The organism is Lysobacter sp. 1R34A (genome assembly GCF_051217035.1).
Classification (GTDB): domain Bacteria; phylum Pseudomonadota; class Gammaproteobacteria; order Xanthomonadales; family Xanthomonadaceae; genus Lysobacter.
This window is the reverse complement of sequence record NZ_JBPKJP010000033.1, coordinates 1-24,130: the sequence shown is the minus strand read 5'-3', so window position 1 is coordinate 24,130 and position 24,130 is coordinate 1. Positions and strand designations below refer to the sequence as shown.

The window sequence follows — 24,130 nt, the reverse complement described above, 5'->3', positions numbered from 1 at the left end:
CACGGATGCCGCCATGTCGCCCACGCCCGTCTCCATGCTTTCGCCCCGCGCTCGCAAGACCGTGTTCGCCGCCGCCGCGTCGCTGGCGGTGGTCGCCGCAGGACTGGTCTGGGGCGCATTCGGCAGCCGCGGCGCGCCGCCGCCGGCGCCACCGCCGCCGGTACCGGTGACAACGATGCGGGTCGAGCGCCGCGATGTGCCGCATTGGCAGGACACCATCGGCACGGTGACCTCGCTGCAGAGCACGGTGCTGCGCCCGCAGGTCGACGGCGTGCTGACCGAGGTATTGTTCCGCGAAGGCCAGCAGGTCAAGCGCGGGCAGTTGCTCGCGCGCATCGACGACCGCAGCATCGCCGCGAATCTCGACGGCGCCCAGGCCGCGCTGGCGCGCGATGCGGCGCAGCTGCGCGCGGCGAAATCCGACCTCGAACGTTTCCGCCAGTTGTCCGGCAGCCAGTTGATCGCGCGCCAGATGCTGGAGCAGCAAGCCGCGTCGGTGCAGCAGTTGCAGGCCACCGCGCAAGCCAACCAGGCGGCGATCGACGCCACCCGCGTGCAGTTATCGCACACCCGCATCCTCGCGCCGATCGACGGCCGCGTCGGCCTGCGCCGGGTCGATCCGGGCAACGTGGTGCGCGCCGGCGACGACGATGGCCTGGTCACCGTGCAGCAGGTCGACCCGATCTCGGTGGTGTTCGCCCTGCCGCAGGACCATCTGCCGCGCTTGCGCCAGGCTCAGGCTGCCGGCGCGGTCGAAGTGCAGGCGCTCGACCGCGATGCCGGCGTGGTGCTGGCGCAGGGGGAACTGGCCGTGATCGACAACCAGATCGACGACGCTACCGGCACGGTGCGGGTCCGCGCGGTGTTCAGGAATTCGCAGGACCGCCTGTGGCCCGGGCAACTGGTCAGCGTGCGCGTGCGCACCGGTACCAGCGCGGCGGCGACCGTGGTCGCCAGCGAAGCGGTGCAGCGCGGCGCCGACGCCAACTTCGTCTACCGCGTCGAGGCCGGCAACAAGGTCGCGCTGGTGCCGGTGCGGATCGAGTACCAGAACGACGAACTCGCCGTGGTCAGCGGCCTGCAGCCCGGCGACGTGGTCGTGCGCGACGGTCAGTCGCGGCTCAAGTCGGGCATGACCGTGGCGCCGGCCGCGCCGGCCGAGCGCGCCGAGCCCGGCAACGCGATGGCGGCGCGCGTAGCGGTGGCGCCGTGAGCGGCCGCGTCTCGATCTCCGGCTGGTTCGTCCGCCACCCGGTCGCGACCACGCTGCTGACCGCGGCGGTGCTGCTGCTCGGCCTGTTCGCCTTGCCGCGGCTGCCGGTGGCGCCGTTGCCGCAAGCCGAATTCCCGACCATCCGCATCGACGCTTCGCTGCCCGGCGCCAGCGCCGAGACCATGGCCTCGGCGGTGGCGACCCCGTTGGAGACGCAGCTGACCGCGGTGCCGGGCATCAGCGAGATGACCTCGACCAGCGCGCTGGGCAGCACCTCGATCACCCTGCAATTCGTGCTCGACAAGAGCATCGACACCGCTGCCCAGGAAGTGCAGGCGGCGATCAACAACGTCTCCGGGCGCCTGCCGCGCGACATGCCGAGCCTGCCGCGCTGGACCAAGATCAACCCGGCCGACAGCCCGATCCTGATCCTGAGCATGTCCTCGCCGCTGATGCCGCTCAGCGAGCTCAGCGACCTGGCCGAGACCCGTTTCGCGCGCAGCCTCAGCCAGATCGACGGCGTGTCGGAGGTCTTCATCGCCGGGCAGGTGCGGCCGGCGATTCGCATCCAGGCCGCGCCCGAGCGTCTGGCCGCGATCGGCCTGACTCTGGCCGATCTGCGCAACGTCGCCCAGAGCGCCAGCGTCAACCAGGCCAAGGGCGCGGTGATCGGCGCGCGGCGCATGTCGACCCTGGAAACCAACGACCAGTTGTTCAAGGCCGAGGACTACGAGCGGCTTGTGGTGACTTACCGCAACGGTGCGCCGGTGCGCCTGGGCGACGTCGCCCGAATTCGTCTCGGCGGCGAGAACGACTACGTGCGCGCCTGGCCGAACGGCAAGGACGGGGTGATGCTGGTGGTGTTGCGCCAGCCCGGCGCCAACATCATCAAGACCACCGACGCCGTGCTCGAGGCGTTGCCGCGGTTGCGCGCCAACCTGCCGGCCAGCGTCGAGGTCGAGGTCTTCAACGACCGCACCCGCACCATCCGCGCCTCGCTGCACGATGTCGAGCTGACCCTGGTGCTGACCGTGCTGCTGGTGGTCGTGGTGATGGGCCTGTTCCTGCGCGAACTATCGGCCACCCTGATCGTCGGCGCGGTGCTGGTGGTGGCCCTGGTGGCCACGTTCGCGGCGATGTACGCGCTGGGTTTCACCCTCAACAACCTCACTCTGGTGGCGCTGGTGATCGCGGTCGGCTTCGTCGTCGACGACGCCATCGTCGTGGTCGAGAATATCCACCGGCATCGCGAAGCCGGCATGCCGATGCTGCAGGCGGCGCTGCAGGGCGCCAGCGAGATCGGCTTCACCGTGGTCACCATCGGCGTGTCGCTGATCGCCGCCTTCATCCCGCTGCTGTTCATGGGCGGCGTGGTCGGGCGCCTGTTCGCCGAATTCGCCTTGACCGTGACCGTGGCGATCGCGATCTCCATCGTGGCCTCGCTGACCCTGGCGCCAATGCTGGCCTCGCGCTTCATGCGCAAGTCCTCCGGCCATGCCGATGCCGCCGGCACCTGGTCGGGCCGATTGCTCGCCGGCTACGACCGCAGCCTGCAATGGGCGCTGGGCCACCAGCGCCTGATGCTGGCCGGGTTCGGCCTGACCGTGGCGATCGCGGTCGCTTCCTACGCCCTGATTCCGAAGGGCTTCTTCCCCTCGCAGGACACCGCCTTCGTGTTCGCCACCACCGAGGCCGCGCAGGACATTTCCTACGAGGACATGGTCGCCAAACATCAGCAACTGGCGAAGCTCGCGGCGCAAGACCCGGCCTTGCAAAGCTGGGGACATTCGGTCGGCGCCACCGCCGGCAGCTCGACCATGTCGAACGGCCGCTTCTGGTTCGTGCTCAAGGACCGCGGCGACCGCGACGTGTCCGCCGACGAGTTCATCGACCGCATGCGCAGCAAGCTGTCGCAGGTGCCGGGCATCACGATCTTCATGCGCTCGGCGCAGGACATCAACATCGGCGCCGGGCCTTCGCGCACGCAGTATCTGTATGCCCTGCGAGGCGCCGACAGCGCCGAACTCGGGCTGTGGGCCGACCGCCTGACCCAGCGCCTGGCGACCTTGCCGGAGCTGCGCGACGTGTCCAACGACCAGAAGATCGGCGCCAGCATCGTGCGCCTGGCGATCGACCGCACTGCCGCGGCGCGCTTCGGCCTGAGCGCCCAGGACATCGACGACGCGCTCTACGACGCTTACGGCCAGCGCCAGATCAACGAGTTCCAGACCGAGACCAACCAATACCGGGTGATCCTCGAGATCGACCCGCGCATGCGCGACAGCATCGACAGCCTGGCCTATTTTCATCTGCGTTCGGCCACCACCGGGCAGATGGTGCCGTTGTCGGCGGTGGCGCGGATCGAGCCGCCCGGCAACGGTCCGCTGTCGATCAGCCACAACGGCCTGTCGCCGGCGGTCAACATTTCCTTCAACCTCGCCGCCGGCGTCGCCCTCGGCGATGCGGTCGCCGCGCTCGACCGGGCCAAGGCCGAGATCGGCATGCCGAGCGGCGTCAGCGGCAATTTCCAGGGTTCGGCGCAGGCCTTCCAGGATTCGCTGGCGACCCAGCCGCTGCTGATCCTGGCCGCCTTGCTCGCGGTTTACATCATCCTCGGCGTGCTCTACGAGAGTTTCGTCCACCCGCTGACGATCCTGTCGACCCTGCCGTCGGCCGGCATCGGGGCGGTCTTGCTGCTGTGGGTGTGGCGTTTGGATTTCTCGATCATGGCCCTGATCGGCATCGTCCTGCTGATCGGCATCGTCAAGAAGAACGGCATCCTGCTGGTCGACTTCGCCCTCGACGCGCAGCGCCGGCGCGGCCTGTCGCCGACCGCGGCGATCCACGAGGCCTGCCTGACCCGGTTCCGACCGATCATGATGACCACCCTGGCGGCCCTGCTCGGCGCGATCCCGTTGATGATCGGCTTCGGCACCGGCGCGGAGCTGCGCCAGCCGCTCGGCGTGGCGGTGGTCGGCGGCCTGCTGATCAGCCAGGTCCTGACCCTGTACAGCACGCCGGTGATCTATCTGGCGCTGGACCGGCTGTTCCTGCGAGGTCGCCGCGAGGCGGCGCAGGCGGCGCAAGCGGCGACGGCCGAGCCCGCCGCAGCGGCGACGGCCTGAGCGGCGGTACGATGACGTCCCAGGTACCGCCCGCAAGCCCGGTGGCGCGATGAAGCTGCTGATCGTCGAAGACGAAGTCAAGACCGCCGATTACCTGCGCGACGGCCTCGCCGAGCAGGGCTGGACGGTCGATGTCGCCCGCGACGGCGTGTCCGGCCTGCACCTGGCGCGCGAGCTCGATTACGACGTGATCGTGCTCGACGTGATGCTGCCGGGCATGGACGGCTTCGCGGTGCTGCGCGAGCTGCGCGCGCGCAAGCAGACGCCGGTGATCATGCTGACCGCGCGCGACCGCGTCGACGACCGCGTTCATGGCCTCGGCGCCGGCGCCGACGACTACCTGGTTAAACCGTTCTCCTTCATCGAACTGCTGGCGCGGTTGCAGGCGCTGGTCCGGCGCGGCCGCCAGCAGGAGCCGACCGAACTGCAGATCGGCGACCTGTCGGTCAACCTGATCGCGCGCCGCGCCCACCGCGACGGCTGCCGCCTCGACCTGACCGGCAAGGAGTTCGCCTTGCTCGCCCTGCTGGCGCAGCGGCGCGGCCAGATCCTGTCGAAGACGGTGATCGCCGCGCAGGTCTGGGACATCAATTTCGACAGCCACACCAACGTGGTCGAAGTCGCGATCAAGCGCCTGCGCACCAAGATCGACGGCCCGTTCCGCGACAAGCTGCTGCACACCGTGCGCGGCATGGGCTATGTGCTGGAAGCGCGCGAGGGCGAACACGGGGAAGGCCCGTCGCCGTCGGGGAGGGCTTCGGTTTGAGGCCTTTCAGCGACATCTCCATCGCCCAGCGCCTCGCGGCGATGTTCGCGCTCGCCGCGCTGCTGGTGTTCACCCTGGTCGGCGCGACCCTGTACCAGGTGCTGGAAAACCAGATCGTGCGTTACCAGCGCGCCGAGCTGGAGACCAAGCTGCGTTCGGTCGCCGGCAGCGTCGCCATGTGCGACACCCGCGCGCGTTGGTACAAGGTGCAGGACAAGGTCGAGAACCTGACCTCCAGCGATCGCAGCATCCGCATCTGGGCCTGGAGCGGCGATGCCGGGTTCCGCATCGGCGGCGGCGAGCCGGACGTGGACGTGCCGCGCAAGGGCGACCACGGCATGGGCCGGCTGTGGCTGGACGGCCACTCGGCGCCGTACCGCACCCTCAACGAATTGATTCCCGCGCACGGCGAGCGGCCGGCGGTGCGGCTGTGGATCGGCATCGACTCCTGGCCCTACGTCTCGGCGCTGCGCTCGTTCGTGTTGGCGCTGGTGGTGCTCGGCGTGGTCGGCACCGCCCTGGTGGCCTTGCTCGGCCACTGGATCGCGCGGGTCGGCCTGCGGCCCCTGCAGCGTCTGTCGAGCGAAGCGCAGGCGTTGAGCCCGAGCAACCTCTCGCAACGCCTGCAACCGGCGCAATTGCCGCCCGAACTCGGCCATCTGACCGGCGCCTTCAACGGCGCCCTCGACCGGCTCGAAGGCGCCTACACCCGCCTGGACGCTTTCAACGCCGACGTCGCCCACGAACTGCGCACGCCGTTGACCAATCTGATGGGCCAGACCCAGGTGGCGCTGTCGCGGCCGCGCGAAGCGGCCCAGCTCGAGGACGTGCTGCAGTCGAACCTGGAAGAGCTCGAACGCATGCGTTGCATCGTCAACGACATGCTGTTCCTGTCGCGCGCCGACCAGGGCGACATCGCCCTGGACCGGGTCTGCGTGGCGCTCGCCGGCGAAGTCGCCAAGACCGGCGAGTTCCTCGAATACCTGCTCGAAGAAGCCGGGATGCGCCTGCGCATCGACGGCGCCGCCGATGCCTGGATCGACACTGCGTTGTTCCGCCGGGCGATGACCAACTTGCTGCATAACGCCGTCCAGCACGCGACCCCGGGTTCGGAGATCGTGGTCGAACTGCGCAACGGCGGCGAAGGCGCCCGCGTCGCGGTGCGCAACCACGGTTCGTCGGTGGCTTCCGAGCACCTCGAGCGCATGTTCGACCGCTTCTATCGCGTCGACGCCGCGCGCGAACACCGCGGCGAGCGCCACCATGGCCTGGGCCTGTCGATCGTCAAGGCCATCGCCGTCCTGCACGGCGGCGAAGTGTTCGCGAGCAGCGGCGACGGCGCGACCACGGTGGGCTTCAGTCTGGCCGCGCCGGCAGCCTGCGCGGCCTGAGATTGCCCAAAGAGTAGGCACCGCGCCCTCAAGGGTAGGCGCGGCGCAAGCCGCGACCGCGCGGTGTCGGTTCGCCGCGAACGCAACGAGGCCTATCGCTTAACCAACGGTCCTCTGCCTTCGCGGCAGGCGCCCGGCTCAGCGATGCAGGTCGCCCGCGGCTTCGGGCTGGTAACGCAGCGCAAGGACCCGCAGTCGCGCGCTGCGGCCGCCGGGCAGGGGCCAGTCGATGCGGGCGCCGACGGCGAGGCCGAGCAGGGCGGTACCGACCGGCGCGAGGATCGAGATGCGCTCGGCGCTGCCGTCGGCGTCGCGCGGATACACCAGAGCGACTTCGCGCTCCTCGCCGGTGCTTTCGTCGACGAAGCGGATCACCGAGTTCATGGTGATGATGTCGGCCGGCATCTGCGCCGGTTCGACGAGTTCGGCTCGGTCGAGTTCGCGGCGCAGGCCGCGGGTATCGACGGCGGCGGCGAGCGGCTGCTCCAGCAGGGCTTCGAGCCGGTCGCAGTCGAGGCGCGACAGGGTCAGCGGGGGAGGCAGCCCGGACGGGTGCGGCAGATGGGTCGGGTTCATTGCGGATCTCCAAAGCAAGAACGGGCGACGCACGATGCGCCGCCCGCGGTTCAGGATGTCCGCGGACCTTAGCCCGGCGGCGGTGAGGCATCAAGCCGCGGCCATGCCGATCCGGCGTCGTCGTGCGTCGCGAATACGGCCGGCCTCAAGCCGCGCGGCGGCGGGTGCGGCAGGGGACACGCGCGCCGGCTTCGTGCGGCGATCGCCGACGGCGCCGACCGGCATATCGGCCGCCGCCACGCCGATGCGCGCAACCGGCGGGGCGCGGCGTCGCCGACCTTGCCCTAAACGCCGGTTGAAATTTGTTGTGACAAAACCGTTGACAGCCGACCCGCCGCAACGCAACATACGCGCCCCGCAGTACTGAACGTGTTGCGGCAGGCCCAGGTGGCGGAATTGGTAGACGCACTAGTTTCAGGTACTAGCGGGTAAAACCGTGGAGGTTCGAGTCCTCTCCTGGGCACCACTACATCGATCAACGCAGTCGGCACCGATGCGGCGATCCAACGAGAAACCCCGCCCCGGCGGGGTTTTTTGTTGCCCGCGTTCTGGCCCGATTCCAGCCCACCGCGCCAGCCGACGGCCCGGCCGCTGCGGCCGCAAGCCGCCCGTTCGCCTGCCGCGGCCGCAGGGGCTGACCGGTCGCGGCCCGGGCCGCCGTAACTGTCCACATGGATCGGCAGCGATGCACGCCGGACCGGCCTTTCGGCGGTCTTGGGGCCATCCGCAGCCGCCCGGCGGCCGGGGCAGTCGCCGGCTTGGCCTTTTCAGCGGGCGGTCGACGGTTTCCAAGCCTGCAATTGGGCCCGTCGTGGCCCTTGCGACCGGCCTGAGCGATAGTCGCCGCCGGGGCCGGTCTTTGCCTGGTCACGGCTCATCGGATAGTCTTCGCCTCGAAGCTCAAGCCGTGAAGGCTGTGGCGGCAAGGGGAAGCGTGGGGCCCCTGGGGGCCGATTCGCCGGTTTCGACCGCGAGTCCAGGCGAGGGGAACGACGCGCCGGTCTGCAATACAGGAAATCGAGTTCACACTAAGGAGAGGTCTCATGAAAAAGCTTTGTCTGTCGATCGTGTTGCTGGTGGCGTCGTCGAGCGCTTTCGCCAACGAGTTCATTCCGTACTACGGCAACAACCCGTTCCTGTTCTGCAAGATCGGCGTGCCGCAGGACTGCTGGAGGCCGGTCAACGCCGCCACCGGCGAGTACCAGGTCGTCAACCGCAAGTGCTTCAACCCGTATTCGGCGAATCTGTTCTCGCGCGTGTGCAAGCAGGCGTTCCCGAACGGCATGCCGGCCGGCGATCTGGGCGGCGAGCCGCCGGCGCCGTCTGCCGACAGCAAGGGCGCCAGCTCGACCAGCCGCGATCCGGCCCGCGTCGACAAGTAAGCCCGTCGCGACCCGGTTCGACTGCAACGGCCCCGCCCTGGCGGGGCCGTTCGCTTTTGCGCTGTGCCGATTCGGTGGCTTCGCGCCTCGCCCGTGATTGAGCGCACGTAACGAAACCCAGGGGCTGGCATAGTCGTGCTCATGCCGCGAGCGCGGCAGGAACGAGGGCGGTATGGACGAGATGCTCATCCTGGTCGACGATCAGGACCAGGCCATCGGCATTGGCGAGAAGATGCAGGTGCACCGGCAAGGGCTGCTGCATCGCGCGTTCTCGGTGTTCGTGTTCGATGCGCGAGGACGCTGGCTGCTGCAGCGGCGCGCCGACGGCAAATACCACTCCGGCGGTTTGTGGAGCAACAGTTGTTGCGGCCATCCGCGCGAAGGCGAGGCCACCGATGCCGCGGCGCGGCGCCGCTTGCGCGAGGAGATGGGCTTCGACTGCGAACTTCGCGACGTGGCCCGCATCAGCTACCGCCTCGACGTGTCCGACGGCCTGATCGAACACGAATACGACCACGTCTTCGTGGGCCGGTACGACGGCCGGCCGCAGCCCGACCCGCAGGAAGCCTCGGATTGGGCCTGGAAGACCTTGCCCGAACTGTGGGCCGCCCTGGCCGGGCAACCGCAGGATTTCAGCCGCTGGCTGCGCCATATCGCCGAGCAGGTCGGGCGCGCCGAATTCGAACGCTGGCAGAGCCTGGCGACGCGATAGCGCCGCCGGCCCTGCCGTCCTGCTCGCTGCGATAGAGCGTCAGGCGTACCGATCGGCGAGCGCGTCGGTCGCACTCACCAGCACGTCGACGATCGCCGGATCGGCCGCGCTGTGGCCGGCCAGGACCACGCGGAAATCGGCTTCGGGCCAGGCACAGGCCAGCTCGTAGGCGCTCTTGACCGGGCAGATGATGTCGTAGCGCCCCTGCACGATGGTCGCGGGAATATGGCGGATGCGTTCGACCCCGCGCAGCAACTGGTCCGGTTCCAGGAACACTCGGTTGCGGAAGTAGTGCGCCTCGGCCCGCGCGACGCTGATCGCGACCCGCGGTTCCTCGAAGTTGCCGGCCTCGTCCGGGTCGTGCAGCAAGGTGGTGCTGCCGCCTTCCCAATAACTCCAGGCCTGCGCCGCGGCCAGGCGCACCGCCTCGTCGTCGCTGTCGAGCCGGCGCCAATACGCCTCGGTCATGTCCTCGCGTTCGTCCGGCGGGATGTGTTCGAGATACCGCGTCCAGCGCTCGGGAAAGATCCAGCGCGCGCCGCCGTCGAGTTCGTTGAACCAGCGCAGCTCGCCGGTGCTGCCGAGGAAGATGCCGCGCAAGACCAGGCCGAGCGCGCGCTCGGGGTGAGCCTGCGCATAGGCCAGAGCCAGGGTGGAGCCCCAGGAACCGCCGAACACCACCCAGCGCTCGATGCCGAAATACTGGCGGATCGCTTCGATGTCGGCGACCAGGTGCCAGGTGGTGTTGTCGCGCAGCTCAGCGTGCGGCGTCGAGCGCCCGGCGCCGCGCTGGTCGAACAGCACGATGCGGTAGCGCTTGGGGTCGAAGAAACGGCGGTGATAAGGCGAGACCCCGGCGCCGGGGCCGCCGTGCAGGAACACCACCGGCAAGCCGTCGGGGTTGCCGCATTCCTCCACGTACAACTCGTGCAGATCGTCGACCGCGAGACGGTGAGTGCGGTAGGGCTCGATTTCCGGATACAGCTCGCGCACGGAGGTTCTCCTGCAGGGAATCGCCCGAGCATAGCCCCAGGCTTGCTTGGTCGTCACCCGTCGCGGTGGGTGGGTCGAGATGGCGGCCGATTGGGTATGCAGTAAGGCCGCGATTTGTGTCGTTTCTCCGCATCGAGGTTGCGATCCCGTGCCGATCTCACGGCGTTGCCAGCCGTGGCCCTTGTAGGAGCGGCGTGAGCCGCGACCGCGCTGCGTCGGTCTTGCGGCGTTGCCAGCCGTAGCCCCCCGTAGGAGCGGCGTAAGCCGCGACCGCACCGTCTCCAGTTGCGACGTTTTTTATCGCAGGGCTTTGAAGTCACGGAAATAGCAAAGCTTCCGCCCCCTAAAGGGTGCGGGTAACTTTCTTTTGTCCAAAGCAACAAAAGAAAGTCACCAAAGAAAAGTGCTTCTTCCTGCAAGGGCACCAGCCCGCACGATCGAAGCCGCCGCAGGGATGCTCCAGACAGGCCATCCATGGCCTGCTTGCGCACGGCCCGCATCCCTGCGGGCCGCCCTTCGGGTCTTCAATTGACCGGCAAGGCAGCAAATCAAAATCACGGCAATGGCAATGGCAATGGCAGATGCGTCGGCTCTGCTCTTGGGTAGGAGCGGCGCAAGCCCCGACCACGCAATCTCGATTGCCCGCGCCGCCCGCCGCAGATTCGCGGTCGCGGCTTGCGCCGCTCCTACCCCGGCGATAGAACGCCGCTTCGATGGATGGCGTGGGCCTTGTTGCCTCTGCGCGCCCGGCGGTCGCGACTCACCTCGCTCCTACAGGGAGGGCGTCGCCGCGCTCGGATTTCCATTAGGGCCTCTGCCTTTGGCTGTTGCTGTGCGTCGCCTCGCACTCGCGAAGACAATCGAAGACCCGGAGGGCGGCGGGCAGGGATGCGCGCCGTTTTTCATCGGGACAGGGATGTCCCGTATGAAAATCCCTGCGTATGCATCGAACGCGCGGGCCTGTGATTCAAACGAAAGCACTTTTCTTTGATTACCTTTCTTTTGTTGCTTTAGACAAAAGAAAGTAACCCGCCGCTTCAGTGGCGGAAGCTTTGGGTTTGATCTTAATTTTGATCCTGATCCTGATCCTGATCCTGATCCTGATCCTGATCCTGACCTTGATGTTGATCTTTGATTTCGCTCGTTCGAGCGATGCGCCGCAAGACCGTTGCGACGATCTCGCGGCTTGCGCCGCTCTTACCCTGGCGAAGGCGCGCCGCTTCGACGAACGGCGGCGGCCCCGTCATCGCTGCGCGTCTCGCGGTCGCGACTCACGTCGCTCCTACAAAGAGAGACTGCCAAGGCTCCCTACCACTTGGCCCGGGCCGGCGCAGGCTCAGCGCACGAAAAACCCCTGACGCACCGGCGGCCCATCGTCGAGCGACACTTCGACACGATAGTCGCCAGCCTTCCATCCGGTCGGCTCGGCGACCCGGAAATCGTCGCTGCCGGTGCCGTTGAAGGTCATCGGCTTGGCTTCTTCGTTGAACACCTTGCCGGCCGGGTCGATCCAGCGCACTTTCAATCGGCCCGGCACGTGCGCCTGTGCGTCGCGGGTGGCCGTCTTGATCGTCACCACCACGGTGTCGCCGGTGGTGAAGGTCTTCTGCCGCTTCGGCAAGTCCTGTAGCTGCATCGGCGCGCTGCCGAGTTCGATGCCGGTGATCGATACCGCCCTCGAGGTCGATACCGCCATGACTGTGTGGTCCCGGCCCGGTGTGGCAGCCGAAGGCGCTACGGCCGCGGGCACGGGCGCGGTGGCCCGGCGCTCGCAAGCGGCCAGCAGACAGGCTGCGGCGATGAGGCCTGCGATGGCGATGCGGGAAGCGATCTGTTTCATCCGAGTCTCTCTATCGCGAAGACGCGGGCGAGGTCGCAACCTCACCCGCGTCGGTCGTGCATGGACGGCCATATTCGAGAGCCGGACCGCCGCCGGCGGCGATCCGGGCCTGCGCTTTACTGCGTGGTGCCGATCAGCTCGAAGGGCAGTTCCTGGGCAACGTCGGGTGCCGTGGACGGGTTGCCGACATCGGTCAGGGAGCTCCAGGTGCCTGCCGACACATCGTACTGGCGGGCATTGGCGCCGCTGCGGCCGCGCGCGCCGACTACGGTCATCGGCGGGGCGAAGTGGGCGCCGGCGCTGCTGTCGGTGCTGCCCCAGACCAGCCAGTAACTGCCCGCACTGAAGAAGCCTTTGCCCGCGCAGGCCGCCGGCATGCTCAACCGGTTGCGCCAGACCTTGCGGGTGGTGACCGTTGCGCTGCCGGGGGAGGGATACAGGCTGTTGCCGGTGCGATAGATCCGCGCATCGCTCGAGGAGGCCTGCACGTTGCCGCTGGTGCTGCCGCACAGCAAGGTGCTGCCCGAGTCGCCGGGCCGGCCGCGCCAGACCTGCAGCACGCCGGCGGTGAACGGCGAGCTGGAGCCGCTGTAACTGGTCTTGTAGGCGTAGACGTCGACCGAGGACAGGGTCCAGCTCTGCCCGCTCGGCACCACGAAATCGTCGGCCAGACGGTACGTCGCGTTGCTGACGGCGTAACCGGTGGTGGTGTTGCTCTCGGCGGTGTTGCCGGTGTCGTTCTGCAACTCGCTCCAGGTGAAGCCCGAGGGCGCGGCGGTGCCGTCCTTGGCGGTCGCGCCGGTGCTGAGGCCGCCGTTGCTCCAGACCACGCCGCCGGACGGGCCGTTGGCGTAGCTGCCGGTCAGCGAAACGCCGGAAATCGCCGCGAAGGCCTTGACCAGCACGTGATAGGTGCCGGCCTGCGCGGTGGCGATCGAACAGGTTTCGGCGTTGCTGCTGCCGTCGGACTTGCAGTCGTAGCCGGTGGTGGTCGGCCTGGAACCGAACTTCACGTAAAGGTCGGCATCGCCACTGCCGCCGGCGGTGACGAACTTCAGGCCGGTCGCGCCGGCCGGAACCGCCATGGTCCAGAATTGTTCGCTGTCCTTGGCGCCGGCGATGCCGGTCGCCGGCACGCCGTTGCCGAGCACGTTGCCGGTCGGTGCGGTGCTCACCGTCACCGACTTGGTTACCGTATGGCTGGCGCCGTCGTCGTCGGTCGCCTTCAGCGACACGCTGTAAGTGCCGGCCGCCGCGTAGGTGTGCGAAGGACTGGTAGTGGTCGAGATGATGCCGTCGCCGAAGTTCCACTCGCGTGCGGCGATGCTCCCGTCCGAATCGGTCGAGGCATCGGTGAACACCGCGGTCAGATTGGACGTGGTGAAGGTGAAGGCAGCGACGGGGTTGGCGTTGCCGGGCGCGACCACGGTGACCGACTTGGTCACGCTATGGTTGGCGCCACCGTTGTCGGTAACCGCCAAGGTCACCGAGTAGGTGCCGGCGCTGGCGTAGGCGTGGCTCGGGTTGGTCGCGGTCGAAGTGCTGCCGTCGCCGAAGGTCCATGCGCGCGAGGCGATGCTGCCGTCGCTGTCGCTGGAGGCATCGGTGAAGTTGGCGGTCAGGCCGTTGGTCGCCGAGTTGAAGTTCGCCACCGGCGGCAGGTTGCCGGTCTGCGCCTTGTTGCAGGTGCCGGAGAAATTATCCGTCCAGGTCTTGCCGGCCACCGGCACGAAGTCGCCGGTATAGCCGGTCGCGGTCAGGGTCAGCTTGAGCACGCCCCAGGTGTGGGCCTGGCTGGCCTGCAACAGCGTGTGGCTGCCGCTGAGCGAGTAGAAATCGCGTCCGCCGGTGCCGACCAGGATCTGGCGGAGGCCGTCGGTCTTGGCGGTGCCGCTGCCGTCCATCTTGGCGTAGCGCTGGTAGTTGTGGTCATGGCCGACCATCACCAGGTCGGCCTTGGCCGCGTACAGGCGGTCGTAAATCGGCTTGACTGAGCTATAGCCGTCGTAATTGCCGCGGCTGATCAACGGATGATGGAAATACGCCGCGGTGCAGGGTTTGGTGTTCGCGGCCAGGTCGTTGCTCAACCAGGTCAGCTGGGCCGAGGCGACGCTGCCGCCGGACATGGTATTGAGGGCGATGAAATGCCAGTCGCCGACGTCGTAGCTGTAATAGCCCTTGCTGCGATCGCCGGCCGGACCGGTCGCTTGGTCCGTGCCGTTGTAGTAGTCGAAATAGCCCTTTGCGCCGGTGGTCTGATAGTCGTGGTTGCCGGGCGTAGGCCGGGTCAGGCCTTTGAATCGGCCCCAGCGCGAGTGGTAGAGGTTGTTGTATTCCGACAGGGTGCCGCTGCCGTAGGCGTTGTCGCCGGCGGTGAAGACGGCGGTCGGGTTGATCGCCACGATCAGGTCCGAAGTCTTGCCGCAGTCGGCCGGCGAGCTGTCGCAGATGTCGCCGGCGCCGGCCACGGTGACCGTGGTCAGGCTGAGGTCCTTGGTGCCGAAGTCGTAGCTGTCGACGGTGTAGCGGCTGTCGGGATGGCCGAAGTAGGGCTCGATGACCACGCACTCGCCTCGAAAGGCGCGCGAGTGGAAGGCGCGGTTATTCCAGTGATCGCCCTGGAAAACGTAGCGGTCGCCGCCGGAACTGGTGATCTTGAGCGAGTCGTAGCCCTGCAGCACCAGTTCCTTGAAGCCGACCCGGACCCATTTGGCGCCGGCTTCGCAGACTCGGTTGCCGGGTGCGGCCAGTAGCGCCGAACGCGTGGTAGGTACGCGTTTGCTGATGACGCCGTCTTCGCTGAGTTGCAAGGTCCGCTGGGTCGCGAACGCGGATTGGGAACCGATCAGGCTTCCGAACAACAACAACGCGCCGAGCGTGATTCGTCGGCGAAAGCCGCTTGCGCCTGGGGTGGCCATCGAAGTCTCCTCTTAGCTTCCGTGTTTGAAGGAAGTCGCCCGCGCATCGGTGGACGGGCGCTGATTTCATGCCCGGTCCGCGCGCACTGGCCTGCGTCGTCAGGCCTGGTCTTGGCGACCGGTGTGGGGTGTTGCGGCGGAACACGCAGGCCGACGACTCGGCCGACGCAGTAGAGCGCTGGTTGCCGCGCATGGCGCGAACGATCGGCTGCGCGCGATGAGCCCCGCCGACGAGGAAGGCTCTGGGCCGGCATCGACGCGCCGAACGCAAACGTGTCGGACATCGATGGCATCGGCGCGCCGTGTACGGCGCTGCCGAATCGGCATCCTCGCGAAAACGCGGCTGGCGGCGACTCCGGCGACGGAGAAGCCTGCCTGCGGGCGAACGATCTCGCCGCCATTCATGTACATGGTGGTTGCCTCGCATCGAACGACTGAAGTGCACCCCTGTTGAGATGCAGACGGCGTCGCTCGCCGATACCTCAGCTGCGAGCGACCGGATTTCTCATGATGTTTGGTTATTTGACGCGGCCGCGCCGCGGATGAAACAAACGCTGCGAATCAGGGGTTTTCGGCGTGCGTCGATGTCGCCTGGAGTGTGATCGATGCCCGCACGGCATCGGCCCGGATGCACCGAAGGATCGATCCGGTGCGATGCACGAATCCGCAGTGCGCTTCGTCGACGCATCGCCAGTGAGGGTGTCCCGGTCCATGGTCAATACGAATCGTCGCAAGTGGGTCCTGGGTCTGTCGGCCGCTGCCGCGGCGGCGCTCGCGCTGCCGTACGCGCTGTCGCGGCGCGATCCTCGTTCGCCGCATGCGGCGCATGGCGCGGCGGACGCGGGGGCGTCGAGCTCGTCGACGCCGTCTGCGCCGGCGCCGTTCCGGCAACCGCTGCGCATTCCCGGTGCGAGCGGCCTGCTCGCCGAGACCCGGCTGGCGTCGCCGCTGGTGTTGACCGCGACGGAAGCGGCGTTTCCGATCTTCGACGGCGCGCCGACCCGGATCTGGCATTACGCCCATGCCGCCAGCGCAGGCCTCGGCATCAACCCCTTGCTGCGTATCGATCGCGGCGACGAATTGGACGTCAGCCTGGACAATCGCCTCGGCGAGGACACCACGATCCACTGGCATGGGCTGAGCGTTGACGAAGCCAACGACGGCAGCGGCCTGCATCCGGTCGCGCCCGGCGCCGGCAGGCGTTATCGCTTCCGGGTCGCCGATCGCGCCGGCCTGTACTGGTACCACGCGCATCCGCACGGACGCACCGGAGCGCAGTTGCAACACGGTCTGGCCGGGCTGTTGCGCGTGGACGACGAAGAAGAACGCGCGCTGGCTGCGAGTCTCGGTCTGCCCTGGGGCGTGCGCGATCTGCCGCTGATGATTTCCGACAAGCAGGTGAACGCCGACAACGCCATCGTCTATCGGCAGGGCGCGGACGACTGGATCGGGAACCGGCTGTTGGTCAACTGGACACCCGAGCCCTTCCTCGACGTGCTGCAGTCGCTCTACCGCTTCCGCATCGCCAACGTCGCCAACGCACGCATGCTGCGGCTCGCCTTCGAACATTGCGGTCAGTCGCTGCCGTTCCATCTGATCGGCAGCGACGGCGGCCTGCTGGCGCGGCCGTGGACGGTCGAGGACGTGTTCCTGGCGCCGGCGCAGCGTATCGACGTCCTGATCGATTTCAGCGCGGTCGCCGCTGGCGAACGCGTGCTGCTGCGCAGCCTGGAATACCTGGCGATGGAGAACGAGGACGAGTCCGGTGCGTTCGCGCCCGATCCGATGGGCGAGCATCCCGGCGCCGCGGCGATGGGCGAGGCCTTCGACCTGATGCAGTTCTGCATCGCCGGCTGCGGCGAAACCGCGCCGAAGACGCCGAAGCGCCCGCCGGCGAAACTGCCCGAACGCCTCAGCGACCTGGCGCCGCCGCCGGACACGTCTGGCTGGACGGTGCGTCCGATCCGCCTGAGCATGAACCAGGAGGGCAGTTGGTTCATCAACGGCTGGAATATGCACACGGTCGGCCACGAGCCGATGTTCCGGGTCAAGCGCGGCGGCCGCGAGGTCTGGGAAATACGCAACAACATGACCAGCATGCCGCACCCGATCCACATCCACGGTTTCCGCTTCCGGATCGTGTCGCGCAGCATCAGCCCGCCCGACATCCGCGGCCGCGCCGTCGCCGCGCAGGGGCTCAATCCGCAGGACACCGGCTGGAACGACACGGTGGTGATCTGGCCCGGCGAGATCGTCCGCATCGCCATCGACTTCGCCCAGGACCTGTCGGGCACGCATCGCTACATGATCCATTGCCACAACCTCGAGCACGAGGACATGGGCATGATGGTCGCCTTCGCGGTGACCGACTGAAGGCTGCAGCCCAGCCCATCGACCGTCTCTGAGCTCATCGCCAGGAGAGTGCCGCACCATGAACCGCTCCGCTCATGCCCTCGTATTTTGCCTCGTGGTGTTGCCGGCAGCCTGCAGCTCCGACACCGAGCGCGCCGCCGCCACGGACGCAAGGCCGGCCGCGCCGGCCGCGCTCGGCGATTCGCGCAGCCAAGTCAGTTACATGGTCGGTCTCGACATGGCCAAGCGGCTCGCGCCGATCAAGGACGAGGTCGATATCGACGCGGTCGTGAGCGCGCTGCGCGCGACCCATGCCGGTGCGCCGCCGCGCCTGGACGAGGCGCAGATCGCCAAAGTGCGCAGCGACTTCGTCGAGCACCTGCAGCGAAAGCGCCAGGCCGGCCAGCACGCGCTGGCGCAGAAGAATCGTGCCGAAGGCAATCGCTACCTGGCCGATAACCGCAAGCAAGCCGGCGTGATCACGACCGCATCGGGCCTGCAATATCGCGTCGAGCGCGCCGGTCGCGGCGCCAGGCCGGCGGCGGACGGCACGGTGCGGGTCGACTACGTGGGGCGTTTGCTCGACGGCAGCGAGTTCGAGAGCACTTACGCCACCGATCACCCGGCCGAGTTCCCGCTCAACCAGATCATGCCGGGCCTGCGCGAAGGGCTGATGCTGATGTCCCCGGGCGCGAAATACCGTTTCTGGGTGCCGGCCCAGCTCGCCTATGGCGAGACCGGCGTGCCCGGCCAGATCGAACCGAACGCGACCTTGGTGTTCGATCTGGAATTGCTCGAGATCGCGCGCTGAGCGCGGCTCACCGCCATGCGGGCGACGAGCGGCGCCCGCATGGCCACCTCAGGATCAATCGGAGACTGGCTCGCCGGCGGTCAGCGGCAGGCGCTTGCCCTCGGGCGTGCCGCGGCTGATCTTGCCGCGTTCGATCAGCAACAGCTCACCGTACTGCCCGTTCTTGATGCTGCTGTCGATCGCGATCACACGGCCGTCGAAATAGCTGCCGATCCGCTTGTGCGAGGTATGGCCGACGACGATGCGGCCGACGCCGAGGCGCATGGCGATCGCATCGACCTGGTCCTGGGTCAGGGCCGGATCGATGAAGTAGCCGCGGTACCAGATCGGGCTGGTCTTGCCGTTGTAGAGCGGCAGCAGCGCCGGGTCCTGCTGCCAGACCGCCTTGGGCGTGCCGAGGCTGTCGCGATAGCGCTGGTTGATCTGGGCCCGGCTCAGGCCGGGTTCGAAATAGCTGGCGGCGATGCCGCCGTGGACGAACAGCAGGTCGTTGACCTGGCCGATCACCGGCTTGCTGCGCAACCATCGGCCGAGCACGCTGTCGGGGCCGTACAGCTCGGCATAGGTACTGCCGAGCAGACCGGCATTGCGCTGGTAGCCCTGGTGGACGTAGCGCAGGTCGTTGGCGAGCACCATGGCCTCGTGATTGCCGAGCAATAGATGTACGGCGCCGCCGGCGGCACGCGCCTGCTACTCCAGGCTGTACAACAGCCACAGAGCCTGATTGACCTTGGGGCCGCGGTCGAACACGTCGCCAGCGACCACCAAATGGCCGCGGCCGTAGCTCCAGCGTAGCTTGCGATCCACGATGCCGTTGTTCTGCAACAGCTGCAGCATCAGATCGTACTGGCCGTGCACGTCCGACAGCGCGGCGATGCGTTCGACGCCCTGCGGCGAGACCACTGCCTCGGCCTTGGCCGGTGCGCGCACCGAGACCGCCGGTTGGCCGCATTGCGCTGGCACCGCGACCGGCCAGCGCAGCGCCGGGAACGAGTGCTCGACCGCCTTGGCGTCGCAGACCCAGCGCGCCTCGATGCGCCCGGTGGCATAGCGCAGATAGGGGCCGTCGTCGAAAGCCGGCGCGCTTGGCGTCGCGGTCTTCTCGGTTGCCGCAGGCGGGTGCTCGTGGCCTGCGGCGAGGACGCCCGTGGCCCACAGGCACAGGGCCAGCAGGACGGAACGGGAGGCAAAGCAGGAAAGTCGGGTCATCGCAGGGGCTCGTGTAATGGCCTGATCGGCATTGTCGCTGTTTGAGGGTAGGAGGGGACGCTGGCCGAGACCAAGGAGCGGGCAGGCATCGCATCGCCCTCGTCATCTCTGCGCGTCCCGCGGTCGCGGCTTACGTCGCTCCTACAAAGGCCGGGCCCTGTAACGCAATGCTGCGTAGCAATCCCTGTAGGAGCGGCGTGAGCCGCGACCCAGGGACGCGCAGAAGCGACAACGCCGACGCCTCCATCGAAGTGGTGTGCTTCCACGAGGGTAGGAGCGACGCAAGTCGCGACCGCGCCGTCTCCCAGTTGCGGCGTTTCTTGCCGCAGGGCTTTGAAGCCACCTCAATAGCAAAGCTTCCGCCCCCTAAAGGGTGCGGGTAACTTTCTCGTCCAAAGCAACAAAAGAAAGTCACCAAAGAAAAGTGCTTCTTCTTGCAAGGGCACAAGCCCGCACGATCGAAGCCGCCGCAGGGATGCTCCAGACGGGCCATCCATGGCCTGCTTGCGCACGGCCCGCCTCCATGCGGGCCGCCCTCCGGGTCTTCTCTTGGCCGGCAAAGCTCCAAAGCAAAGCCACAAGCAAAGCCACAAGCAAAGCCACAAGCAAAGCAGATCAAGATCTCGACGACGCAGCGGTAACACCAACACCAACGCTAAATCGACCACGACGCTTCGGCGGCGGAGCGTCGCATCGCCGCCGCCGGCTTCGTATCACCCGATCACCGAAAGCGATACTCGTACTCGATCGCGAATTCGCGGCCGATCGGGCTGTAGACATCGTAGAAGTACGGGAACGCGGTGTTGGTCTCGTCGTTGGGGTGGGTGTTGTTGAACAGGTTGTTGACGAAGAACTTGATCGTGGCCTGGTCGGTGATCTGCTTGCCGAGGTTGGCGTTCCACAGGAAATAGACGCCGGTGCGGCCGAGGCCATTGGCTTTCGGCAGGCTGCCGTAGCGGGTCATGAACAGGCTCGACGACCAGTCGCCGGCGCGCCAGCTCGCGCCCGCGCGCAGGCGGCTGCGGAAGTCGAGGTTGGCCGGGTCGTCGCGCCAATCCTTTTCGATCGGGTCGGTGGCGAACACCTGGCGTTCGGACTTGAGCGTGTGCGACCAGCTCAGGTCGAAACGGTAGTCGCCGTATCGCTCGGTCTTGAGCCGGTAGTTGGCGCTGGCGTCGATGCCGGTGACGCGGCGGTAGGACTGGTTGAGCGGCGCCGACTTGACCTCGGCGATGCGGTCGATGGCTTCGCTGCCTTCCGGGCGCCGGGTCACCAAGGCGGTGACGTTGCGGCAATAGCCCGAGTCGGGCCCGAACGCGAACGGCTGGCCGTTGAGCTGCTTGCCGGTGCGGCATCCCGCTTCGCCTTCGAGGATGCTGGTCGGGCTGAGCCGTTCGATCGCGCCGTCGAGTTCGATGCTCCAGTAGTCGGCGGTGACCGCGAAGCCGTCGAACACGTCCCACACCGCGCCGACGCTCCACGATTTACCGGTTTCCTCTTCCAGGTTGGGGTCGCCCTCGCTGAGGCTGAAGACGTTGTAGCTATAACCCGAACAGCCCGGATTGGCGCCGGCGGCGATGCAGCGCCAGGGATCGACCGCGTTGCCGAAGCTGCCGCTGCCTTCGCTGAAGACCCAGTGCAGGTCCGGTGCCTTGAAGCTGGTGGCATAGGCGCCGCGGATCAGCAGGTTGTCGGTCGGTCGCCATTCCAGGCCGGCGTTCCAGGTCTTGGCGTCGTCGACCGCGGTGATGTCGTCGTACTTGTCGAAGCGGCCGGCCAGGCTGGCCTTGAGCGAGGGCAGGACGGGAATGCTGAATTCCACGCCCGCGGCATAACGGTGGCGTTCGCCGCCGCCGTTGGTGCCGGTGAGGTTGTAGAGCTGGACCACGCCGGGCTGCACGCGCGCGTCGCTCGATAGATCGTAGCCTTGCGAGCTCGCTTCCAGCACCGTGGCGACGCCGACCGGACCGGCCGGCAGCTCGAACAGGTCGCCGGTCAACACGAAGCTGGCGGTGTCGACCCAGGACTCGGCCTCGTACTTGGCCACGGTGGAGATCGACTCGTATTCTTCCGGCGTCATCGGCCGGTACCAGCGCGGCAGGTTCAGGCGATAGATCGGCACGCCGTTCGGGCGTGTGCCCAACTGCTTGCCGAAGAAGTAATCGTTGACCAGGTTGCCGACCATGCGCCGGCGGGTGCGTTCGAACTGGTATTCGGCGCGGCTGACGGTGGCGTCCCAGTCCCAGCGGTCGCCGATCTTGCCGCGCAGACCGAGCGCGACGTCGAGCGAGCGCTCGCGGTAATGCTGGTTCATCTGTTCGACGCCGCCGAGGTCGGCCGGGGTCAGCAAGCGGGTCGGCGCGATCACCGCATTGAACTGGGGGTCGTAGAAATCGCCGCGGCGGCCGACGCCGTCGGTGTGGGGGCCGGTGATGCTCTCGAAGCCGCCGAGCGACTCGACCCGCGAACGCCAGGCCTGCACCGAACCCCAGCCCTGCAGGTCGTCGCTGAAGTCCCAGGTGCCGAACACGTAGCCGGCGAGCTCGTTCTTGCCCTTGCTCAGGTGCTGGTAGCCGACATCCTTCCAGGTGCCGCAGGCGTCGCCGAGGCTCTGCACGGTGCCGGAGCTGATGCGCCTGTAGGTGTGACGCTGGAACTCGTCGCCCCAGCGCTCGCAGGTGCCGGCCGGCGGCGCGATCAGCGGGCTGCTGCTACTGCTGCTGCCGCGGCGGATGCGCAGGCCGGCATCGGGCTGCACGCCGAGCCGCGGGTCCGGGTTCGGATTGGCGCGAAGGTCCCAGTCGTCGCGCTGGAAGCCGTACAGCAGCTCCTGATGGTAGGCCTGGAAGGCGTAGGTGACGCCCCAGCGCTCGCCGGTCTTGCCGCCGGTCCATTGCAGGTCGAAACGGTCGCGCCCGCCCATGGTGCTGCTGCCGGCGCGCAGCTTGATCTCGTCGCCCTGGTAATTGCGCTTGAGCACGATGTTGACCACCCCGGAAACCGCGTCGGCGCCATAGATCGCGGACGCGCCGCCGGCGAGTACTTCGATGCGCTCGACCGCGCCGGAGGGAATATTGCCGAAGTTCTGGAAGTTGCTGCGGCCTTCGTAAGGGAAGGGGTAGTCGGCGGCGCGGCGGCCGTCGATCAGCAACAGCGAACGGCCCGGGCCCAGGCCGCGCAGATTGAGCGGATGCGCGTTGGCGGAGAAGCCGCCGGACAGTTCGGTTTCGACCGCGCCGTTGGCCATCACCAGGGTCTCGAGCGCCTCGAACACGGTGGCGTGGCCCTCGCGTTCCATCTGCTCGGCGGTGATCACCGTGACCGGCGAGGGGCCTTCGATTTCGGCGCGCTTGATGCGCGAGCCGGTGACCTGGATCGCCGCCAGTTCGGTCGGCTCCGGCGCCGCCCTGGCCTTGGCCGCGGGCTCGCGAGAGCTCGCCGGCTTGGGCTTGGGCGGTGCCGGTTCGCGCGCGGGCACGATCGCGATGACGCCGCTCTGGGTGACGCGAAAGCTCAGGCCGCTGCCGGCGAGCAGGCGGGTAATCGCCTCGCGGGTGGTGTAGCGCCCGGACAGGGCCGGGGCGACGCGGCCGCGCACCAGGTCCGGCGGGATCAGGATTTGTGCATCCGACGAGGACGCGACCTGGTTCAGCGCCGAGGCCAGCGACTGGCTCGGCAAGGCGTAGTGATGCGCGCTGTCCTGAGTCTGCTGCGCGAGCGCCGGCGTCGCGGCGATCAGCGCCGAGAAGCCGAGCGCGAGGCTCAGCGCGACCGACAACGGGCGCCGGGCGTAGTGCATTTGCGCATTCGTCACTGCGTGTCCGGGACCGGCCCCCACCGATGCCTGCTTGTTCGAATCCGTGCCGCTCGACCGACTGCCGTGTGCTGCGTGACGCTGTGAAACGATCCCCATTGCAACGCTCCCCGATGAGTGACTGCGAGCTCGATCCTTCGAATGTCGACCTTTCCCCACCGATGTAGACGCAGCTTGCCACGGATCCCTCACTCGCCTTTCGGCAGGCTTGCCGGCGGCCGGCCGGTGCCGTAGCGTCCGCTTGTCCGGTAGCGGGGAGGGGCCATGAACAGCAGCGAAGCCGGCGATACGCCGAGTGCTTGCGATGCCTCGCGCGCCGCCGATCTGCCGCTGCTGATCGCGCGCTACCGTCCGGCCCTGGTCCGCTATTTCTCGCGCCACCTGCAATCGGCCGACGACGCCGAGGACCTGGCGCAGGAAGCCCTGGTGCGGCTGGTGCGGATGCCGTCGCTGAGCGGCGTGCTCAATGTCGAGGCGTTCTTGTTGCAGATCGCCTCGAACCTGCTGCGCGACCGCTTCCGCCGCGACAAGAGCCACCAGGTGCTCCAGCACGTCTCGATCGACGAAGTCGCGAAGGATTGGCCGAGTGAGGACCCGCATGGCGAATGCGTCTACGAAGGTAGCCGGCGCCTGCAAGCGTTCCTGGCGGCCTTGGACGAGTTGTCGCCGCGCTGCCGCCAGGTGTTCCTGCTGCAGCGGTACGAAGGCCTGACCTACAGCGCCATCGCCAAACGTTTGGAGATCAGTGTGAGCGCAGTGGAGAAAAACATGATGCGCGCCTTGCTGCATTTCGATACCCGCCTGGGAGACTCGTGAAGCCGCCGCGTCTCAACGTGATCGAAGGCGGCGACCCGTACCGCCGCCAGGCCGCGGCCTGGTTCGCGCGCCTGCGGGCCGACGACGTCGCCGAGAGCGACCGCCAGGGCTGGCAGCGCTGGATGGCCGCCGATGCGCGGCATCGCGCCGCCTACGAGCGCATCGAGCGGCTGTGGTCGGCGGCGGGCGAGCACGCCCAGCACCCGCAGGTC

Annotated in this window: 16 protein-coding genes, 1 tRNA gene and 1 pseudogene; 12 read left to right on the top strand and 6 right to left on the bottom strand. The window is 67.8% G+C overall.

Annotation, left to right across the window (positions count from 1 at the left end; all coding sequences use genetic code 11):
- The first annotated feature begins 13 nt into the window (after positions 1–13).
- The 4 genes from ACSAMQ_RS10100 to ACSAMQ_RS10085 are packed head-to-tail and all read left to right on the top strand — an operon-like array spanning position 14 to position 6,495.
- On the top strand, positions 14–1,213 hold the full coding sequence (locus tag ACSAMQ_RS10100) for an efflux RND transporter periplasmic adaptor subunit (protein WP_435395525.1): 1,200 nt from the start codon (positions 14–16) through the stop codon (positions 1,211–1,213).
- Positions 1,210–4,338: a multidrug efflux RND transporter permease subunit gene (locus ACSAMQ_RS10095; RefSeq protein ID WP_435395524.1), complete on the top strand. Its 3,129-nt coding sequence runs from the start codon at positions 1,210–1,212 to the stop codon at positions 4,336–4,338. Before ACSAMQ_RS10100 ends, ACSAMQ_RS10095 begins: the two co-directional genes overlap by 4 nt.
- A 49-nt stretch (positions 4,339–4,387) precedes the next feature.
- The gene (locus ACSAMQ_RS10090) at positions 4,388–5,104 is read left to right on the top strand and encodes a heavy metal response regulator transcription factor (protein WP_435395523.1); all 717 of its coding nucleotides are present in this window, start codon (positions 4,388–4,390) and stop codon (positions 5,102–5,104) included.
- Positions 5,101–6,495: a heavy metal sensor histidine kinase gene (locus tag ACSAMQ_RS10085; protein ID WP_435395522.1), complete on the top strand. Its 1,395-nt coding sequence runs from the start codon at positions 5,101–5,103 to the stop codon at positions 6,493–6,495. Before ACSAMQ_RS10090 ends, ACSAMQ_RS10085 begins: the two co-directional genes overlap by 4 nt.
- 138 nt (positions 6,496–6,633) lie before the next feature.
- On the opposite strand, the gene rnk is transcribed toward ACSAMQ_RS10085, so the two are convergent.
- Entirely contained in the window at positions 6,634–7,071 is a 438-nt protein-coding gene (gene rnk, locus ACSAMQ_RS10080) for a nucleoside diphosphate kinase regulator (RefSeq protein ID WP_435395521.1), read from the bottom strand.
- Between the two features lie 381 nt (positions 7,072–7,452).
- On the opposite strand from rnk, the gene ACSAMQ_RS10075 reads away from it, so the two are divergent.
- The 3 genes from ACSAMQ_RS10075 (at position 7,453) to idi (ending at position 9,165) form a co-directional block, all read left to right on the top strand.
- A tRNA-Leu gene (locus ACSAMQ_RS10075) sits at positions 7,453–7,537 on the top strand.
- A gap of 577 nt (positions 7,538–8,114) precedes the next feature.
- Positions 8,115–8,453: a hypothetical protein gene (locus tag ACSAMQ_RS10070; protein ID WP_435395520.1), complete on the top strand. Its 339-nt coding sequence runs from the start codon at positions 8,115–8,117 to the stop codon at positions 8,451–8,453.
- 172 nt (positions 8,454–8,625) lie between these two features.
- Positions 8,626–9,165, top strand: a complete 540-nt coding sequence (gene idi, locus ACSAMQ_RS10065) for an isopentenyl-diphosphate Delta-isomerase (protein ID WP_435395519.1) — start codon at positions 8,626–8,628, stop codon at positions 9,163–9,165.
- Positions 9,166–9,204: 39 nt separating this feature from the next.
- On the opposite strand, the gene pip is transcribed toward idi, so the two are convergent.
- Positions 9,205–10,158, bottom strand: a complete 954-nt coding sequence (gene pip / locus ACSAMQ_RS10060; RefSeq protein ID WP_435395518.1) for a prolyl aminopeptidase — start codon at positions 10,156–10,158, stop codon at positions 9,205–9,207.
- Between the two features lie 1,070 nt (positions 10,159–11,228).
- On the opposite strand from pip, the gene ACSAMQ_RS10055 reads away from it, so the two are divergent.
- Positions 11,229–11,516, top strand: a complete 288-nt coding sequence (locus ACSAMQ_RS10055) for a hypothetical protein (protein ID WP_435395517.1) — start codon at positions 11,229–11,231, stop codon at positions 11,514–11,516.
- On the opposite strand, the gene ACSAMQ_RS10050 is transcribed toward ACSAMQ_RS10055, so the two are convergent.
- Both ACSAMQ_RS10050 and ACSAMQ_RS10045 read right to left on the bottom strand, forming a co-directional pair.
- Complete coding sequence (locus tag ACSAMQ_RS10050; RefSeq protein ID WP_435395516.1) at positions 11,495–11,854, bottom strand: hypothetical protein; 360 nt, start codon at positions 11,852–11,854, stop codon at positions 11,495–11,497. The genes ACSAMQ_RS10055 and ACSAMQ_RS10050 overlap by 22 nt on opposite strands.
- A 260-nt stretch (positions 11,855–12,114) precedes the next feature.
- A complete protein-coding gene (locus tag ACSAMQ_RS10045) occupies positions 12,115–14,916 on the bottom strand; it encodes a PKD domain-containing protein (RefSeq protein WP_435395515.1) in 2,802 nt (933 codons plus the stop codon).
- Between the two features lie 711 nt (positions 14,917–15,627).
- Between ACSAMQ_RS10045 and ACSAMQ_RS10040 the strand changes: the two genes are divergently transcribed.
- Complete coding sequence (locus tag ACSAMQ_RS10040) at positions 15,628–17,289, top strand: multicopper oxidase family protein (protein ID WP_435395514.1); 1,662 nt, start codon at positions 15,628–15,630, stop codon at positions 17,287–17,289.
- Between the two features lie 58 nt (positions 17,290–17,347).
- Complete coding sequence (locus tag ACSAMQ_RS10035; protein WP_435395513.1) at positions 17,348–18,079, top strand: FKBP-type peptidyl-prolyl cis-trans isomerase N-terminal domain-containing protein; 732 nt, start codon at positions 17,348–17,350, stop codon at positions 18,077–18,079.
- A 54-nt stretch (positions 18,080–18,133) separates the two neighbouring features.
- Here the strand turns inward: ACSAMQ_RS10035 and ACSAMQ_RS10030 are convergent.
- Together ACSAMQ_RS10030 and ACSAMQ_RS10025 are read right to left on the bottom strand one after the other, a co-directional pair.
- Positions 18,134–19,288, bottom strand: a pseudogene (locus tag ACSAMQ_RS10030) (metallophosphoesterase).
- A gap of 721 nt (positions 19,289–20,009) precedes the next feature.
- Positions 20,010–23,102, bottom strand: a complete 3,093-nt coding sequence (locus ACSAMQ_RS10025; protein ID WP_435395512.1) for a TonB-dependent receptor domain-containing protein — start codon at positions 23,100–23,102, stop codon at positions 20,010–20,012.
- Positions 23,103–23,366: 264 nt separating this feature from the next.
- Between ACSAMQ_RS10025 and ACSAMQ_RS10020 the strand changes: the two genes are divergently transcribed.
- A complete protein-coding gene (locus ACSAMQ_RS10020) occupies positions 23,367–23,918 on the top strand; it encodes an RNA polymerase sigma factor (RefSeq protein WP_435395511.1) in 552 nt (183 codons plus the stop codon).
- A partial coding sequence (locus ACSAMQ_RS10015; protein WP_435395510.1) for a FecR/PupR family sigma factor regulator occupies positions 23,915–24,130 on the top strand: 216 nt, incomplete at its 3' end. The genes ACSAMQ_RS10020 and ACSAMQ_RS10015, both read left to right, overlap by 4 nt.